General features: G+C 36.8%; 19 protein-coding genes and 2 pseudogenes. 8 read left to right on the forward strand and 13 right to left on the reverse strand.

Going from position 1 to position 15,067, the window contains the following annotated elements:
• Nucleotides 1-66: 66 nt before the first annotated feature.
• From ACLKMH_RS12445 to ACLKMH_RS12455, 3 genes are all read right to left on the reverse strand, one after another.
• Nucleotides 67-993 (reverse strand): aminoimidazole riboside kinase, encoded by a 927-nt coding sequence (locus ACLKMH_RS12445; protein WP_413702211.1) that lies wholly within the window; start codon nucleotides 991-993, stop codon nucleotides 67-69.
• Between the two features lie 352 nt (nucleotides 994-1,345).
• Nucleotides 1,346-1,915, reverse strand: coding sequence for a PTS transporter subunit EIIC (locus tag ACLKMH_RS12450; RefSeq protein ID WP_413702212.1), 570 nt, complete (start codon nucleotides 1,913-1,915; stop codon nucleotides 1,346-1,348).
• Nucleotides 1,893-2,537, reverse strand: coding sequence for a glucose PTS transporter subunit EIIB (locus ACLKMH_RS12455; RefSeq protein WP_413702213.1), 645 nt, complete (start codon nucleotides 2,535-2,537; stop codon nucleotides 1,893-1,895). Before ACLKMH_RS12455 ends, ACLKMH_RS12450 begins: the two co-directional genes overlap by 23 nt.
• Before the next feature lie 248 nt (nucleotides 2,538-2,785).
• Here ACLKMH_RS12455 and ACLKMH_RS12460 point away from each other — a divergent pair, with 248 nt between their 5' ends.
• The 4 genes from ACLKMH_RS12460 to ACLKMH_RS12475 all read left to right on the forward strand — a co-directional run bounded on the left by ACLKMH_RS12460 (nucleotide 2,786) and on the right by ACLKMH_RS12475 (nucleotide 5,529).
• A complete protein-coding gene (locus tag ACLKMH_RS12460; protein ID WP_413702214.1) occupies nucleotides 2,786-3,775 on the forward strand; it encodes a LacI family DNA-binding transcriptional regulator in 990 nt (329 codons plus the stop codon).
• A gap of 129 nt (nucleotides 3,776-3,904) precedes the next feature.
• Complete coding sequence (locus tag ACLKMH_RS12465) at nucleotides 3,905-4,117, forward strand: hypothetical protein (protein WP_413702215.1); 213 nt, start codon at nucleotides 3,905-3,907, stop codon at nucleotides 4,115-4,117.
• 56 nt (nucleotides 4,118-4,173) lie between these two features.
• A complete protein-coding gene (locus ACLKMH_RS12470; protein WP_413702334.1) occupies nucleotides 4,174-5,268 on the forward strand; it encodes a glycoside hydrolase family 32 protein in 1,095 nt (364 codons plus the stop codon).
• Nucleotides 5,269-5,295: 27 nt separating this feature from the next.
• Nucleotides 5,296-5,529 (forward strand): GH32 C-terminal domain-containing protein, encoded by a 234-nt coding sequence (locus tag ACLKMH_RS12475; protein WP_413702216.1) that lies wholly within the window; start codon nucleotides 5,296-5,298, stop codon nucleotides 5,527-5,529.
• Between the two features lie 46 nt (nucleotides 5,530-5,575).
• Here the strand turns inward: ACLKMH_RS12475 and ACLKMH_RS12480 are convergent, their stop codons facing one another.
• The 7 genes and pseudogenes from ACLKMH_RS12480 to ACLKMH_RS12510 all read right to left on the reverse strand — a co-directional run bounded on the left by ACLKMH_RS12480 (nucleotide 5,576) and on the right by ACLKMH_RS12510 (nucleotide 10,368).
• Nucleotides 5,576-6,028 (reverse strand): NfeD family protein, encoded by a 453-nt coding sequence (locus ACLKMH_RS12480; RefSeq protein WP_413702217.1) that lies wholly within the window; start codon nucleotides 6,026-6,028, stop codon nucleotides 5,576-5,578.
• 2 nt (nucleotides 6,029-6,030) lie between these two features.
• Entirely contained in the window at nucleotides 6,031-6,969 is a 939-nt protein-coding gene (locus ACLKMH_RS12485; RefSeq protein ID WP_413702218.1) for an SPFH domain-containing protein, read from the reverse strand.
• A gap of 286 nt (nucleotides 6,970-7,255) precedes the next feature.
• Nucleotides 7,256-7,822, reverse strand: a complete 567-nt coding sequence (gene yeiP / locus ACLKMH_RS12490; protein ID WP_413702219.1) for an elongation factor P-like protein YeiP — start codon at nucleotides 7,820-7,822, stop codon at nucleotides 7,256-7,258.
• A gap of 28 nt (nucleotides 7,823-7,850) precedes the next feature.
• A pseudogene (locus ACLKMH_RS12495) lies at nucleotides 7,851-8,175 on the reverse strand (TusE/DsrC/DsvC family sulfur relay protein).
• A 13-nt stretch (nucleotides 8,176-8,188) separates the two neighbouring features.
• On the reverse strand, nucleotides 8,189-8,443 hold the full coding sequence (locus ACLKMH_RS12500; RefSeq protein ID WP_413698478.1) for a hypothetical protein: 255 nt from the start codon (nucleotides 8,441-8,443) through the stop codon (nucleotides 8,189-8,191).
• Nucleotides 8,400-9,881, reverse strand: a complete 1,482-nt coding sequence (locus tag ACLKMH_RS12505) for an FUSC family membrane protein (RefSeq protein WP_413702335.1) — start codon at nucleotides 9,879-9,881, stop codon at nucleotides 8,400-8,402. Before ACLKMH_RS12505 ends, ACLKMH_RS12500 begins: the two co-directional genes overlap by 44 nt.
• Nucleotides 9,769-10,368: an FUSC family membrane protein gene (locus ACLKMH_RS12510; protein ID WP_413698479.1), complete on the reverse strand. Its 600-nt coding sequence runs from the start codon at nucleotides 10,366-10,368 to the stop codon at nucleotides 9,769-9,771. The genes ACLKMH_RS12505 and ACLKMH_RS12510 overlap by 113 nt, the downstream gene beginning before the upstream one ends.
• Before the next feature lie 225 nt (nucleotides 10,369-10,593).
• Between ACLKMH_RS12510 and folD the strand changes: the two are divergent.
• The 4 genes and pseudogenes from folD to ACLKMH_RS12530 all read left to right on the forward strand — a co-directional run bounded on the left by folD (nucleotide 10,594) and on the right by ACLKMH_RS12530 (nucleotide 12,857).
• Nucleotides 10,594-11,449, forward strand: a pseudogene (gene folD / locus ACLKMH_RS12515) (bifunctional methylenetetrahydrofolate dehydrogenase/methenyltetrahydrofolate cyclohydrolase FolD).
• Between the two features lie 169 nt (nucleotides 11,450-11,618).
• Entirely contained in the window at nucleotides 11,619-11,852 is a 234-nt protein-coding gene (locus ACLKMH_RS12520) for a hypothetical protein (RefSeq protein ID WP_413698480.1), read from the forward strand.
• On the forward strand, nucleotides 11,840-12,070 hold the full coding sequence (locus ACLKMH_RS12525) for a diguanylate cyclase domain-containing protein (protein ID WP_413698481.1): 231 nt from the start codon (nucleotides 11,840-11,842) through the stop codon (nucleotides 12,068-12,070). Before ACLKMH_RS12520 ends, ACLKMH_RS12525 begins: the two co-directional genes overlap by 13 nt.
• Entirely contained in the window at nucleotides 12,027-12,857 is an 831-nt protein-coding gene (locus ACLKMH_RS12530) for a diguanylate cyclase domain-containing protein (protein WP_413702336.1), read from the forward strand. The genes ACLKMH_RS12525 and ACLKMH_RS12530 overlap by 44 nt, the downstream gene beginning before the upstream one ends.
• An 89-nt stretch (nucleotides 12,858-12,946) precedes the next feature.
• Here ACLKMH_RS12530 and ACLKMH_RS12535 read toward each other — a convergent pair whose 3' ends face one another.
• Genes ACLKMH_RS12535 through ACLKMH_RS12545 form a run of 3 tightly spaced genes read right to left on the reverse strand, consistent with a single transcriptional unit; the run spans nucleotide 12,947 to nucleotide 14,902 of the window.
• Nucleotides 12,947-13,582, reverse strand: coding sequence for a GGDEF domain-containing protein (locus tag ACLKMH_RS12535; RefSeq protein WP_413698482.1), 636 nt, complete (start codon nucleotides 13,580-13,582; stop codon nucleotides 12,947-12,949).
• Nucleotides 13,583-13,622: 40 nt separating this feature from the next.
• Complete coding sequence (locus tag ACLKMH_RS12540; protein WP_413698483.1) at nucleotides 13,623-13,904, reverse strand: PAS domain-containing protein; 282 nt, start codon at nucleotides 13,902-13,904, stop codon at nucleotides 13,623-13,625.
• Nucleotides 13,904-14,902 (reverse strand): response regulator, encoded by a 999-nt coding sequence (locus tag ACLKMH_RS12545; RefSeq protein ID WP_413698484.1) that lies wholly within the window; start codon nucleotides 14,900-14,902, stop codon nucleotides 13,904-13,906. The genes ACLKMH_RS12540 and ACLKMH_RS12545 overlap by 1 nt, the downstream gene beginning before the upstream one ends.
• Nucleotides 14,903-15,067: the final 165 nt, after the last annotated feature.

The raw sequence follows: 15,067 nt of genomic DNA on the forward strand, positions 1-15,067 counted from the left end.
TGGCACACAAAGTATGATGACAAAATAGTAGGAAATAGGGAACAATTTGCTCCCTATTTTCAAGATTTATAAATTTGATAAATATTGACTGAGTTCATTTTTGTTAGGTAGGGCTGTCATTGCCCCTTTTTGCGATGTAGCTAATGCGCCACAGCTATTTGCCCAACGCACTGCTTGGAAAATATATTCGATGTTTTCCCACTTCGCACTTTGTGCAAGATAAGCAAGCAAACCACCTACAAAAGCATCTCCCGCTCCTGTTGTATCAACAGGTTTTATCGCTTTACCTGTTATTAGTTGCTGTTTACCCTGTGTGATAACTAATGCACCTTTAGCTCCTTGAGTGATCAAAACTAACTTATTAGCATATTGTTTGATAGCTTTTAAACCATCATCTAAGTTATCTGTTTCGGTTAAATAAAGTAGTTCATCATCAGAAAATTTGACCACGTCAGCTAATGCAACAGCTTGTAAAACGATAGCTTTAATTTCATTTTGATCAGGCCATACTTCATGGCGTAAATTAGGATCGAAACTCACGAAGCCACCTAGCTGTTTGATTTGTTGCATAGCAAGTAGGGTGTTACTTCGACTTGGTTCGTTAGCTAGTGCAATTGAACAAACATGTAACCACTGGTTTGCAGTAAAAACGGGTATATCCGTTTCTTGTAAAAATTGATCTGCACTTGGTTTTACCATAAAGGTAAAGCTTCGCTCGCCATGTTCATCTAAATCAACAATGACCGTCGAGGTACGTTGCATGTCATCAAGATGCATCTTTTGGGTATCAACGCCTTCATCTGTTAATACTTGTTTGATAAAACGCCCCAGTGGATCTTGGCCAACACGACCAAAAAATCCACTTTCACCACCTAAACGAGACACGGCAACCGCGACATTTGCAGGCGCTCCACCTGGGCATTTTAAATAACAGTTTTCACCTTCAGGAATAAGATCAACCACAGCATCACCTGTCACCCATACTTTATTCATAAAAATCTTCCTTCTACATTAAGCAAATAAACCAGTATTAAAGACTCAATACTGGTTTGTTCGTTGCTATTATTTTAGTTTATTAAGCTGTGGCTTGCTGTGAAACATTTGCAACTGATTTAGCTTTCTTTTTATTGCGAGCTCCAAGTACTAAGGTTAATGCAAACGCCAATGCAAAAGAAACAATCATACCAATAATGTATGGTGTGACATCACCGTTTCTAATTGAAATAATACCAGGTAAACCCGCGACCGCCTAATGCACTTGCTTTAACATTAAATAAGGTTATGAATGCACTTGATACGGCGACTGCCACGATAGCAATGAACAAACGGGTAGCGAAGTTTTAAGTTAACTCCGAACCAATGCAGGTTCTGTGATACCGAGCAAAGCAGTTACGCCTGATGGCATCGCAATTCCTTTTAGTTTAGCGTCTTTTGTAGAGAAACCAACAGCTAGTGTCGCGCCACCCTGTGCAATATTAGACATGGTCGCAATTGGGAAAATAAATGTTCCACCTGTTATAGCAATATCTGCCAATAATTGGATTTCAATGGCGATAAAGCTGTGATGCATACCCGTTATAACAAAAGGAGCATAGATAAAACCAAACAGTGCACCACCAATAAAACCAGCTGAATCATATAACCAGTTAAGACCATCACCTAATAAGAAACCAATATCGCGGGTAAAAGGACCAACAATGGTAAAGGTGATCACGCCTGTAATAAAGATAGCAAGCGCTGGAGTTAACAAGTTATCAAGTATAGAGGGAATAAATTTACGTAAACCATTTTCTACTTTGGCGAGAATATAAGTCGCTACTAATACCGGTAATACTGAACCTTGGTAACCCACTTTTTCAATTTCAAAGCCAAGAATATTCCAAGTAGGAATATTACCTGCTACTGCTCGCGCCACCAAATCCCCAACCATTTAACAGATCAGGGTGAACCATCAACATACCTAAAGTCGCGCCTAAGAAAGGATTGCCGCCAAATTTTTTGCTGGCCGAAAATGCTAATAGAATGGGTAAATAAACAAAAGGTGCATTAGCAAAGGTGTTGATCATTGAAGCAAGATCAGCAAGCCCCGGGTTTGCATCAACTAATGATTTACCTTCAATAAATAAACCCTGAGCGACTAATACGTTGAAAAGTCCCATTAATAGACCACCTGCAACGATGGCAGGAATAATAGGTACAAAAATATCAGATAAACCTTTAACAGCTTGCTGAATAATATTTTGTTTTTCAGCTCCTGCTGAAGCAACATCTCTAGTATTCATATCTTCAATACCAGTCAATTTTGCCATTTCAGTATAGACTTGGTTGACGATCCCAGAACCAAAGATAATTTGATATTGGCCAGCAACTTTAAATTGTCCTTTAACCCCTTCAAGGTCACCAATTGCTTCCTCATCAATTAATGATTCGTCCTCTATCGCAAGACGTAAGCGGGTAGCACAGTGCGCTAGAGCTTTAATATTGTTTTTACCGCCAAGTTTTTCAATAAGCTGAGCGACAACTTTCGGATAATTCATAACTTCCTCCAAGTGAAGATTGTATTTAATAGTGCGTATTAATATTACTTTTGAATTTATTGGGAACGTTTGCAAAAAGAATTTTTGATTACTTAAGAAGCTTTATCAAGTGATAACTCATTTAGTTGTGATTTAGATCTCCTTTGTCTCGCTATTATGTATCATTCTTTATAATTATTAGCCGCTAATCACAGAGATCTTGATATAATAATTGCAAACATTCCCAATATACATATAGGACGTCATTTATGGCTGGATTGCATGAAGTTGCAAAATTATCCGGAGTTTCCAAATCAACCGTTTCTCGTGTGATTAATAATGAGTACGGTGTAAAAGCAAGCACTAAAGAAAAAGTGCAAAAAGCCATTGAAGAATGTGGTTATGTTGCTAATCAAGTGGCAAGAGATTTAAAATCACAAAAAACGAACTTGATAGGTGTTATTGTCCCTCGAATAGCTTCAAACGCTACAGCTAGGGGCTTAGATGGATTAAGTCCTGTTATTGAAGAAGCCGGTAAACATGTTTTATTGGCTAACAGTAACCAAGATAATGATAAAGAAATTGAATATATTAGGCGTTTCAATCAAAAGCGAGTAGAGGGCATATTACTTTATGCAACACATCTTGATAAAACCTTGGTGGATGCGATTAATCAATCAGAAGTGCCGGTCGTATTAATTGGTCAAGATGGCTCATTATTTAATATTCCTAGTATCATTTATGATGATATCAGCGTCGGTTATAGTGCGGGTCTGAGGCTTATTGAATCTGGTGCCAAAAATATCGGTTTTATTGGTGTGAATAGCCAAGATATTGCCGTTGACCAATGTCGTTATCAAGGTTTAGCACAATGTTTACAACAAACTTTGCAAAGTGATCCTTTATTTCATAGCCGAGGTGAGTTCAGTATAGAATCTGGTTATATTCAGACACTACAATTATTAAAAGATTGGCCACAATTGGATGGTTTGTTTTGTGCTACGGATAAAATTGCAATTGGCGCAATGAAAGCTATTACTGAATCGAACCGTACACCCGGGAATGAAATCAAGATCCTCGGTGTGGGCAACGATGAACTTGCAGGTTTATCAACACCAAGTTTATCAACATTTAATTATGCTTTTGATTTAACAGGAAAGAAGGTCGCCTATATGTTGCTGGAATTGATTGAAAATAAACAGGCAGATGTGAGTAAATTGGTCATGGGATTTGAAAATATTTATCGTCAAACCTGTTAGTGTTTGAGTAAAAGCTTGTTAATAGAGCACATTATTTAAATTTAAATATTTCTTTTTATTGCAAACAGAAACAATTTAACCTATTTTATTGCAAACGTTCCCAATGTTGTGCCCAATAAAAGGTTTTTTATGTCGTTATTAACTATTATTCAAATGTGTGGGGGAATTGCAAATGTCCTGCGTGTATTGCAAGCCGATTCTCGCATTCTAATTGAGATTAAAGATGTTGCGTTATTATTAGATAGGGCCAGGACTCAGCCATATAATCAGAACTTAAAGCGACTTACTTTTGATAAAAGTATTGTCGAAGACAAAACGTCTTTAAAAGAAACCAGCTGTTAGAAATAGGAAAACTAATCAGTGAGCAACAGTCACAACAGTTACATCCATATACAAAAATTGTTGCATGCCCGCATAGGCCTACCTGGCATGTTTCTCCGCCTCAGGGCTTATTAAATGACCCGAATGGTTTTATTTATCATCAAGGGAAATATCATCTTTTTTATCAATGGTCACCCTATGCTTGCGAGCATAAAGATAAGTACTGGGCACATTTAACCAGCGATAACTTAATTCACTGGGATTGGCAACCTGTTGCTTTGACTCCCTCAGATTGGTTTGATTCACATGGCGTTTTTTCTGGGCATGCATTGAGTCAAGGTGATGAATTGAAGCTCTTTTACACGGGTAATGTACGCATAGATGAACAACGAGAGCGCCATACTACACAGTGTGTTGCAAGTTCGAAGGATGGTATTAACTTTACTAAAGAAGGCCCTGTTGTACCTGAATTACCGCCCGGTGTCACACCTCATTGCCGAGATCCTAAAGTCATTCGTCATGATGACCATTGGTTAATGTTACTTGGTGCTCAGCGAGATGACGAAGTAGGGCGTTTAGCTATTTATCGTTCAATGGACTTAAAAGATTGGGACTTTTTAGCTTTATGCGGTGATGAATTAGGTGACTTTGGTTATATGTGGGAATGTCCTGACTTTTTTACTTTAAATGATCAAGATTTTATTGTGATTGGCCCACAAGGTATTCAGTCAGAAAGTAAACATCATACTATTCCTCACCATAATGGCATTGTTAAAGCTCGTCTTGATAATACAGGCAAAGCAAAACTGTCGGATTTTCAAAACTTAGATTATGGCTTTGATTTCTACGCTCCACAGTCTTTACAAACTGTAGATGGACGAAGAGTAATGATTGCTTGGATGGGATTACCTGATGAGATAAATCATCCAAGTGCCGATAATGGCTGGGTGCATCAATTAACTACTTGTCGAGAATTATCTTTCGAAAATGGCAAATTGCTACAGAAACCGCTTCGAGAATTACAGTTGTTACGCCAACAAACTATTTTAATTGCAAAGGATCAACACAGATTCGATATCGGCAGTAAGTCATTTGAGTTAAATATAAATATGTACTGGGAAGCGTTTTGCGCTTACATGAATCAGAAGCTGGTTATTGTGAAATTCGTTTAGATAAAACTACTCGTACATTATTTTTAGATGAGATCAAAAACCTTAATGCGTGAAGGAGACAGTATACGTGAATTACGACTTGAAGACTGTGAGTCTGTCGCATTACAAATTTTCTCTGATTCTTCTTCAGTAGAGATTTTTATCAATGGTGGTGAAGCTGTTATGTCTGCACGTATTTTTACTGAAGCAATGGCTACTAAAATAAGTATAAGTGGGGAAGTAGCAATACAGGATTGTTGGTTGTTAGAAGCTAAACTGTGATAGAAAATAGGGGTAATTGTTATTAAATTAGCCCCTAATATTAGGTCTAGACTTGCTCTACGGTTAATACCCCGACTTCCATCTTCACTATTTTAACTTCAGTGCCAGCAGGTAAAGCTTCTTTTGCTTTTACTTGCCAAGTAATACCTGAATAATGGTGAGTAATCGTTTTACCTATGGCTAACTCTTCAGATAAATAAAATTGATGTCCGATCATATCATTGTCAATTTGTTTAACTTCGACTTTATTTTGGATACGCTTCATTGGTTTCCAAGCAAATATCGCAATAAAACTTGAGATCACTGCAGTCGATAATAATGCCATCAATAAGGTTTCAGGAATTAATCCCATCGCCATTAAAGCACCGGTGATAATGGTGCCAAGACCGACAAAAAATAAAACAAAAGTTGAGAAACCTAAAACCATGACTTCGATAGCCAATAATATAAGGCCAATAACAATTAATGTTTGTGGAAAATGTGAAACAATATAATCCATAATTAGCCTTTGTTATTTAAGCTTGTGATGATTGTCATTGCCTGTGCCACCATCGATGATGCATCAGTGCCATTGTCTGGTAATAAAACAACAGAAGATTCCTTAGCAATCGTGACTTTCGCTTGAATAGCTTTAGTTGCTAAGTCTAGTTGCACTGCTTTTTGACCTTCATCGGTATTAGCCGCTTCACCAACTTTTGTTAATGCTTGTGCCTGTGCATCGGCAACTGCAATAATCGCTTCTGCTTCACCTTGGGCACGTAATACTTGTTCTTCTTTTTCGGCTTCTGCTTGTAATACCACTGAACGTTTTTGACCTTCTGCAACGTTAATTGCGACTTGGCGATCACCTTCAGATTCTAAGATCTGTGCACGTTTAACACGCTCGGCTTTCATTTGTGTTTCCATTGCTTCCATAACAGTGGTTGGAGGCACGATATCTTTAATTTCGTAACGTAAAACCTGAATTCCCCAAGGGCCGGCGACTTCATTAATAGAAGCGACAATATTGGTATTCAATACATCACGCTCTTCAAAGGTTTTATCCAGTTCCATTTTACCCGGTTCTGAACGCATGGTGGTTTGAGAAAGTTGAGTCACGGCAAAAACGTAATCATCAACACCGTAGGTTGCTTTGTAAGGGTCTAATACTCTGAAGAATAAAACACCATCAACACTTAATGAAATGTTGTCTCTTGTAATGGCACTTTGACTTGGTACATCAACAGCTTGTTCCTTTAAAGAACGATCAGCGCCGATACGGTCAATGAAGGGCACAAGAAAGTTTAATCCTGCTTCGCGTGTTGATTGATACTTACCAAATCGTTCAATCAGAAAAGCGCGGTTTTGTGGCACAAATATGATTGATTTCTTTAATATTACAATAACTAACACAAGGATAAAGAATTGTATGTTTAAAATATATTGGAATAAGATTTCCATTTTGAACTCCAGAGTAAAGTGATAGATTGATAGTAACGGGTTAAAGCACTAATTCAAACACTTGATTGGTTGATGTAGCCAATATTTTTTATTAAATATTGATGTTAGTAACATTCTAGGAAAATTATTTTAGATTGAAAAATCAATAACAGTGAAGATAATGTTTGTTTTTACAGGTAGGAATAAATATCTGCTTTTTTATGATAATTTGATTATTTTGTTGGCAGGCTTTAGTTTCTAAAAAATAGGGAGTAAGAAAAATTACTCCCTATTTTAAGCGGTGTGCTTAAGCACGGCTCATGAAACGTTTTTCAGTAGTGTTCACTTTAATCACTTCATCTGAAGCAATATATTCAGGTACTTGTACCACTAAGCCTGTTTCTAATGTGGCTGGTTTAGTACGAGCACTTGCAGAAGCGCCTTTAATTGATGGGTCTGTTTCAATAATTTTTAAAGAAACCGCCTGTGGTAATTCCAATGCCACGGCTTGACCATCGATAACTAATACTTGTAAGCCTTGTGTTTCTTCAGTAATGAAAAGTAATTCTTCTTCAATTTGCTCAATATTAAAGTTATATGGCGTGTAATCTTCATTATCCATAAAGATACGCTCATCACCGTCAGCATAAGAATACATGACATCACGGTGGATTAAGTCAGCCATGGTTAACATATCGCTGTCTTTGAATGTTTCATCTGCTTTAGCACCAGTGACAACATTGTACATACGCATACGGTATAAACTACCACCCGCACGTCCTTGAGGGACTGAACGTTCAATATCTTTAATCAGATAAACGCCATTGTTATACTCAATTGCGCTATTTTTTTTAACATCACTTGCTTTTGGCATTACTTTGTTCCTTTCATAATAATGTGCACTAAATACAGCGTGCTGGTTTTGGTAGGCCAGCTATTTTTGTTGCTTGTTTGGCTGGACCATTTGGAAATAATCGAGCGAGATAGCGGCTATTCACGAGATCAGCTCCCATTTTTTTGCATCGCTTTCACGAGTGCACGAATAGCGGGTGACGTATTAAACTCTAAATAGAACTCACGAACAAAAAATACCACTTGCCAATGTTCTTCAGTTAACTCGACGGATTCTAGTTTAGCAATTTCTAGGGCTAACTCTTCGCTCCAAAGGGTTGAATCTAATAGATAACCTTGGCTATCAGTTGGGTACTCTTGTCCATTAAATAACACGTTTTTTCTGCCTTCATTCTTTTTCGTTGCTGAAGTTTACCTGTTGTAAAAGCTGTTGTATATCTAGTGCTGTAAATGCGATTAAACGTAGCTGTTCAACAATTAATAATGCTTCACCTGTTTGCATGGGTTTATAATATTCAAACTCCTCAATTGCAATAAAAAGATTGTCTTCATCACCCTGTTGTGGGTTATGGGCTAAGGCGATTTGTTTACCGGTTGCTTTAATTAATCCCTGCAGTGCAGTATTTTCTTCGAAACCTTCCATTTTGTGACGATGAGATGCCAGTGCAAGCAATGTAAGAAACGAGCGCATCACAACGATTCACTAAAGCATACACTTCACTATTGAGCTTTTGTTTTGATGATGGTTCAAAAAGCATGCTCTGCCAGGCACTGGTTAGTTTTGCATCGGCTTGAAAAGTCTGAAAGCGGGTAACACGATAATTAAAGTTTTCACTGCGTCCGAATTGGTATTGTTGGCTGACAACATTGAAATAACGATTACTTAATAATAAAAGGTCCTTAACCAATACCGGGAAGCGCTGAAATTGCCAATCAGGGAGAATGAAGGTAATGGCTAATGCACTTAATAAACTACCGAGCAAGGTTTCGATAATACGTTCCGCTAAAATATCGATCCCTGAACCTGTTAGCAAGTTGAAAGCAAACATGACAAATAAAGTAATAAAAACAACTGCCAATCCATAGTTGGTGCGTAAATAGTTAAAGAAGAAAAACGCACTGAGGATCATAAAAAACACTTCTATGAACGTATTATCGACTAAAAAAAGCACTGGAAATCCGAGTAATACCCCTGCGAGTGTGCCTAATGTACGCTGCATCAGACGTTTGCGAGTTTCACTAAAGCTAGGTTGACAAACAAACAATACGGTTGAAAGGATCCAAAAACCTTTATCAAGTTGAAAATACTGTTGAATAATATAAGCAACGAGTAAACTCACACTAATACGTAGAGCATGTTTGAAGGTACTGTTATTAGGTGAAAGGGCATTGATAAATGATTTTTTCCAATCAGGTTTGGCAACTTTTTCGTTATCAATGACAATAGCTGGTAACTCACTTTGTGTGCTGACAGATTTTAATAAGTCATCAATGCCTTTTATATTGTCATAGATTGCCTGTAAGGCGAGCACGGCTTCATTATCATCTCCTTCAAACTCAGCCCGTTGTTTAAGTAAAACCAGTTGATCAGAAAGAGCATTCACCGTCCATGTTAAGCGACGAGAATGTTGATAGGGTTTCTTGTCATTAATCGTTACCCCAAATTGATAACAGTCTTCACTGAGTTGCAATAGGAGTTGATGGTAACCTTCTAAAATTTGGCTTTTACCGAAGCTGTTTTCTAATTGACTATATAGATACTGACTGGCACTAATTCGCTCATGTATCTGCTCTGCAATAACATAAAAATGGTTAAGTTGTTGTAATTCACTTTGTCTTGAATAGACGTTAAACCGTGATTTAATGATATTTTTGGATTGTTGTAGGCGAGCCATTATTGAGATGTTTTGAATCGCTAATTGTTGTCTAATGGCATATAACGCTTTTTGGTTATAACCCTGTTGTTCATTAAACAGAGCCGATTTTTGACGTTTGTAACGGCTTAAAGCAAAGAATAACTGTGCAAGTTGTTCTCTTAAGGAGCGGTTTGGATTGTAATAATTCCAGATAATAGAAAAAATACTGTACCAAAATGCCCCTATTGTTAATAAAAGTGGCTGGTTCGTACCAACCAATACCGTGTTCATAACCTAACATGGTATAAGTAGACACAAGAATAGAGCCAAAACCGACACGACTATAATAGGGGCTTAATGCTCCAAGCATCATGAAAATAAAGCTTGATGATAATAACCCTAACGCAAAAATGATGGGATAAGGCATTAGTATTTCAACACTTGCCGCAGCAGTAAAAAAGCAGGCTAGAATCGCCAGCATATATTTTCGTCTGCCTTTATGATTATCATCATTTTCTACAATGGCGCGACCCATTACGCCTAAACACAGCGAAATTGAAATATTGAGTGTTGATTGATCAAAAAGTGGAAAGGTCATTTCCAATAAAAACGGGATAAAAGTGATGACCATGGCGACAAATACACGAAAGCCAGTATGAATATTGGAATCGGAGATCAGTTTGCGTAGCAATGTTACTAATGCGACGTTCATAGAATTCCTCAGAAAATGAGAGCAGTATATTAATACTATACTATAAACCTTTGATCTGAATCTTATGCTTTAGTGAATAAAAAATTTTATTTTGCTTAATTACCGTCTTATCTCATGGGAATTATGTGACATCAAAGCACAGTTTTGCGATACTGTGTTAATTGAAAAGGGCATTAGTACCTATTATTTAACCTCATTTTTACTTAAACATACAGAGAATGAAACATGTCAGCACAAATCATTGATGGAAAAGCAATTGCGTATCGCAATTACCGATAAAGTAGCTCAGGGCGTCGCGCGACATGTTGCGAAGGGATTACGTGCTCCAGGGCTTGCTGTTGTGCTGGTTGGCGGAGATCCCGCTTCACAAATATATGTAGGTAGTAAACGTAAAACCTGCGAAAAAGTTGGTTTTACATCAAAGGCATTTGATTTACCTGCAACTACGACTCAAGATGAGTTGTTATTATTAATTGATGATTTAAATGCTGACCCAAGCATTGACGGTATTTTAGTACAATTTCCATTACCAGATGGTTTAGATGAAACAACCGTGATTGAACGTATTCATCCGAATAAAGATGTTGATGGTTTTCATCCTTATAATGTAGGTCGTTTAGCACAACGTATTCCATTATTACGCTCCTGTACACCCTGTGGCATGATGAGCATGTTGCAATCTATTGGTGTTGACATCCGCGGCAAAAACGCTGTTGTTGTCGGTGCTTCTAATATTGTTGGTCGTCCAATGACTTTGGAATTATTGCTTGCTGGTTGCACAACAACTACCTGCCACCGTTTTACAACGGATTTACAAAGTCATGTTGAACGTGCGGATATATTGGTTGTTGCACGCGGTAAAGCTAACTTTATTCCTGGAGAGTGGATAAAGGAAGGTGCAATCGTTTTAGATGTGGGTATTAATCGTTTAGAATCTGGCAAAATCGTTGGAGATGTAGAATTTGAGGTCGCAAAACAACGTGCTTCATGGATCTCGCCTGTACCAGGTGGAGTAGGCCCAATGACCGTAGCCACTTTAATTGAAAATACACTATTTGCTTGCAATAAATTCCATAGTTAATCGAAAAAATGTGAAGGCAAGCAAATTTCTTGATAGGTTTAGGTGTTGAAAATAGTTTAGTATATAAAACTGAAATTTGTTAATAATCAAAATACTTAAAATTAAATGAGTCTATTTTCAGCCATGATAAATTTCAATAAGGGTAAAACTCAAGATAAAGGAATAACTGATGCCACAACATGATCAAAAAGGTATGCCTGGGCGCGAATATGAAGCTAAAAACAACGAAGGTGTTGTTGATATTGCTAAATATAAAAATACTGAAGACAAAACGCCTTCGGAAAGCTCTGCTTTTGAGCAAGTAATGTCTCAAATGAACATTGCTGATCGGACGCATTTGATGTGCAATACGAGAAATATTGGCAACAAGCGAGCGACAAAGGTGAATTATTGTCTGTTTTGATTTGTGAAATTGATTATTTTGATAATTATAAAGAGCATTATGGTCAGCAAGGTTCTGCATTTATGCTGTTAGTGATTGGCCTTGCTCTTAAAAATACCTGTGAAAAATTTGGCTGTTATCTTGCACATTATCGTGGTGATGAATTTGCTATTTTAATTAAGGGTGGCACAGTTGATGCTTGCACAGGAAATAGCGGAACTATTAAGGTCAGCTGTTGAACAATCACGTACCGAGCATAAATATTCTAAAGTAAGTGATGTTGTAACTTTAAGTATTGGTCTTTCAAGTGTTTTTCCAACGTCTATGAAAGTGCTTATGCAAAACTCTGTTGCTGAGCTTTCCTCCGCTCAAAAAGCAGGAAGAAATCGAATCAGTGGTGGTGCGGATTTAAAAAATCTTGAAAGTGGTTTAGTCGCACAAGATGATAGCATTATCAATGAAGAAACGATTGCTAGAGAAATTGATAATGAAGCTCTGTTAAAAAATCATGAACAAAGTGACTTTGAAAGAATGCTCTCTGAATTAGAAATTTATAATCGCCTTGATTTCAATAGTTATTTTGTTTGTGCTTGGAAAGAGTCTAAACGAGACAAAGATTTATTATCGATGGTAATTTGTGAACTTGATTTCTTTGATGAATATACGCGACACTACAGCCAACAAATTAGTGAAGATATTCTGTTAATTATTGCTTCTACCTTACAGAATAAATGTGAAGAATTAAGCTGTTTCGTGGCTCATCTCGAAGGTTCTAAATTCGTAGTATTAATCAAAGATGGTAATGCAACCAAAGCATTAAAAATTGCTGAAGCATTACATCAATCAATACACGACCTTGAAATGGAGCATCCTACATCTCCTGTGAGTGACAATATCACTATGAGTTTAGGTTTATCGAGTATTTTCCCTGACGAAGATAACTCTATGAAGTCTTTAATGAAAAAAGTCGATAGTGCATTAAGTGATGCTAAGTCTTCTGGTTACGACCAGATTTCAGTGAGTTAATCGACTTAATCAAATAATATGTATTGCATTAAAAAAGCCCTTGAAGATTTTTTCTTTAAGGGCTTTTTAGTTTGTTAAAGCAATTAGTATTAATGCGGGCTCACAGATACTTTGTTTCTACCAGTATCCTTCGCGATATATAAGCCTAAGTCTGCCGTTTTTACCCAACTCTTATAATTTGGTATGTTGCCAGTGATTTGAGCGACTCCGAAGCTTGAAGTTACTTTAACCTCTGTCCCTTCAAAATCAAAGGCCACATTTTCAATGCTTTGTCGGATACGTTCTGCAACAATTTTGGCATTTTCTAACTCTGTATCAATGAGGATCAAAGTAAATTCTTCACCACCATATCGGCCTGCAATATCGGTTTCACGCATGTTCTCTCGAATGCAATCCGCTACCTTTTTAATCACTTTATCGCCAAAAGGGTGCCCATAGGTATCGTTGACGTTTTTAAAATGATCAATATCTAACATGATCAAAGAGGCGGGTTGTTGCGTTCTAGTATGACGTTTATATTCATGTTGACAGCATTCTAACCAATAACCATGATTATTTAATTGAGTCATAAAATCTGTATGACTTAATCTTTCTAATTTTTGGTTTGCCTCCGATGCCATTTGTTTATTTAAGGCAATATCAGTGACATCATAAATAATCATGCAAACCTGTGTTACTTTTTGAGTAATATCAGATAAAGGAAGAAAGGTGACATTCTGATACATAAACTCTGCATTACTAGTGATAGGGCGATAACTTTTAAATTTAAAAAGATAAGGGCGCTGGTTCCCAAGTCGTAAAGGCTTTATTCTTTAGTACGCAGATAGTATCTAATTTTTGCTGTAACCAGTCCTGTGGTATTTCGCTAAATAGTTCATTTAGTTTTCTATCAACTACGTGAGCAGTCAGTAAACCAGAATGATTTTCCATAAAACCATTCCACACTTGAACATTCATTTCTAAGTCAATAACCACTAATCCGACATCGATATTTTGAATCATATCGATCAGCCAATGGATATCTTTAAGCTCTATTTTTGTGCTCATTAGTTTATTAGGTATCCTATTTTATTAGTGAGGGTATCAATAGAATCTTCTGTGAAAAGTAATAAAAGATCACATTTAATATCGTAATTTTCGATCGCATAATTAACTTCAATCGCAAGTGTTTTTTGCCAATGTGTTTGTCGGCTAGAAATGAGTTCTGATATTGGGCAATGTTGCCCTAAAACATTTGGTTGGCCTTGGCTAAAGTGAATATCCAGTTGTTGTGACAGACCATTTAAAAATGCACCGATTAAAATATTAGAGATATCATTCATTACTTCTATCTCTATTTGGTCATCAACCTCATTATTATATTTTAAAAGTTTAGCCATATCTTTAAAGCTAGAGTCGTGAAAAATGATCAGCGCTTCACCACTAATCCCTGAACTAATAAAACCTTGGGAAACTGCTGATGCATTATCGTTATTTGCAATGGATGATATCGCCATATGTAATTCACTGGTTTCCAGCGTATTAACATTGGGAATAGGTAATAGTACAAATACATCCAATAATCGCGCTAATAAATCACCTGCACGACCCATGGCTATATTGGAAACCTCTTGTAGTGCATCTCGTAGGCCAATGTTTGCCTGTGGCTCATCTTCTTTAACTGGTATTTGATCGCTTGCTTTATAGATACCATAGGATTCTAGTAGTGTAACTAATCCCGTTTGATCTATGGGCTTTTTGATAAAATCAATGGCGCCCATTTCACGTACTTTTTTATGAGCTTCTGGCTGAATATCACCTGAAACAACAATGACGATAGCGGGTAAATCATTTTGACAAATAGCTTTTAATACCTCGTAACCATCCATAACAGGCATATTCAAATCTAGAAAAACAATATCGCCTTTTCCTTGACGAATGGCTTCAAGGCCGAGTTCTCCATTTTCCGCAAAGGAAATAGAAATATCCCAATCCTTAGGAAGAGAGCGGGCAATTGCTTTTCTCGCTAATGCTGAATCGTCACAAATTAATACGGGTAATGACATAAGAGTCCTGAAAATAAGAATAAATTAAAAGTTGTCTATTGCTTTAGAATAGAACAATAATCATATTTTGTTTGATTATTTTAGCGCATTAACATTAATTTCACATAAAATTTTTTTGTGATGTGTATTGTTCTTAAATCTTATTTATGGCTAATAATAAAATCA

The organism is Psychromonas sp. KJ10-10, from assembly GCF_047323245.1.
GTDB lineage: Bacteria > Pseudomonadota > Gammaproteobacteria > Enterobacterales > Psychromonadaceae > Psychromonas.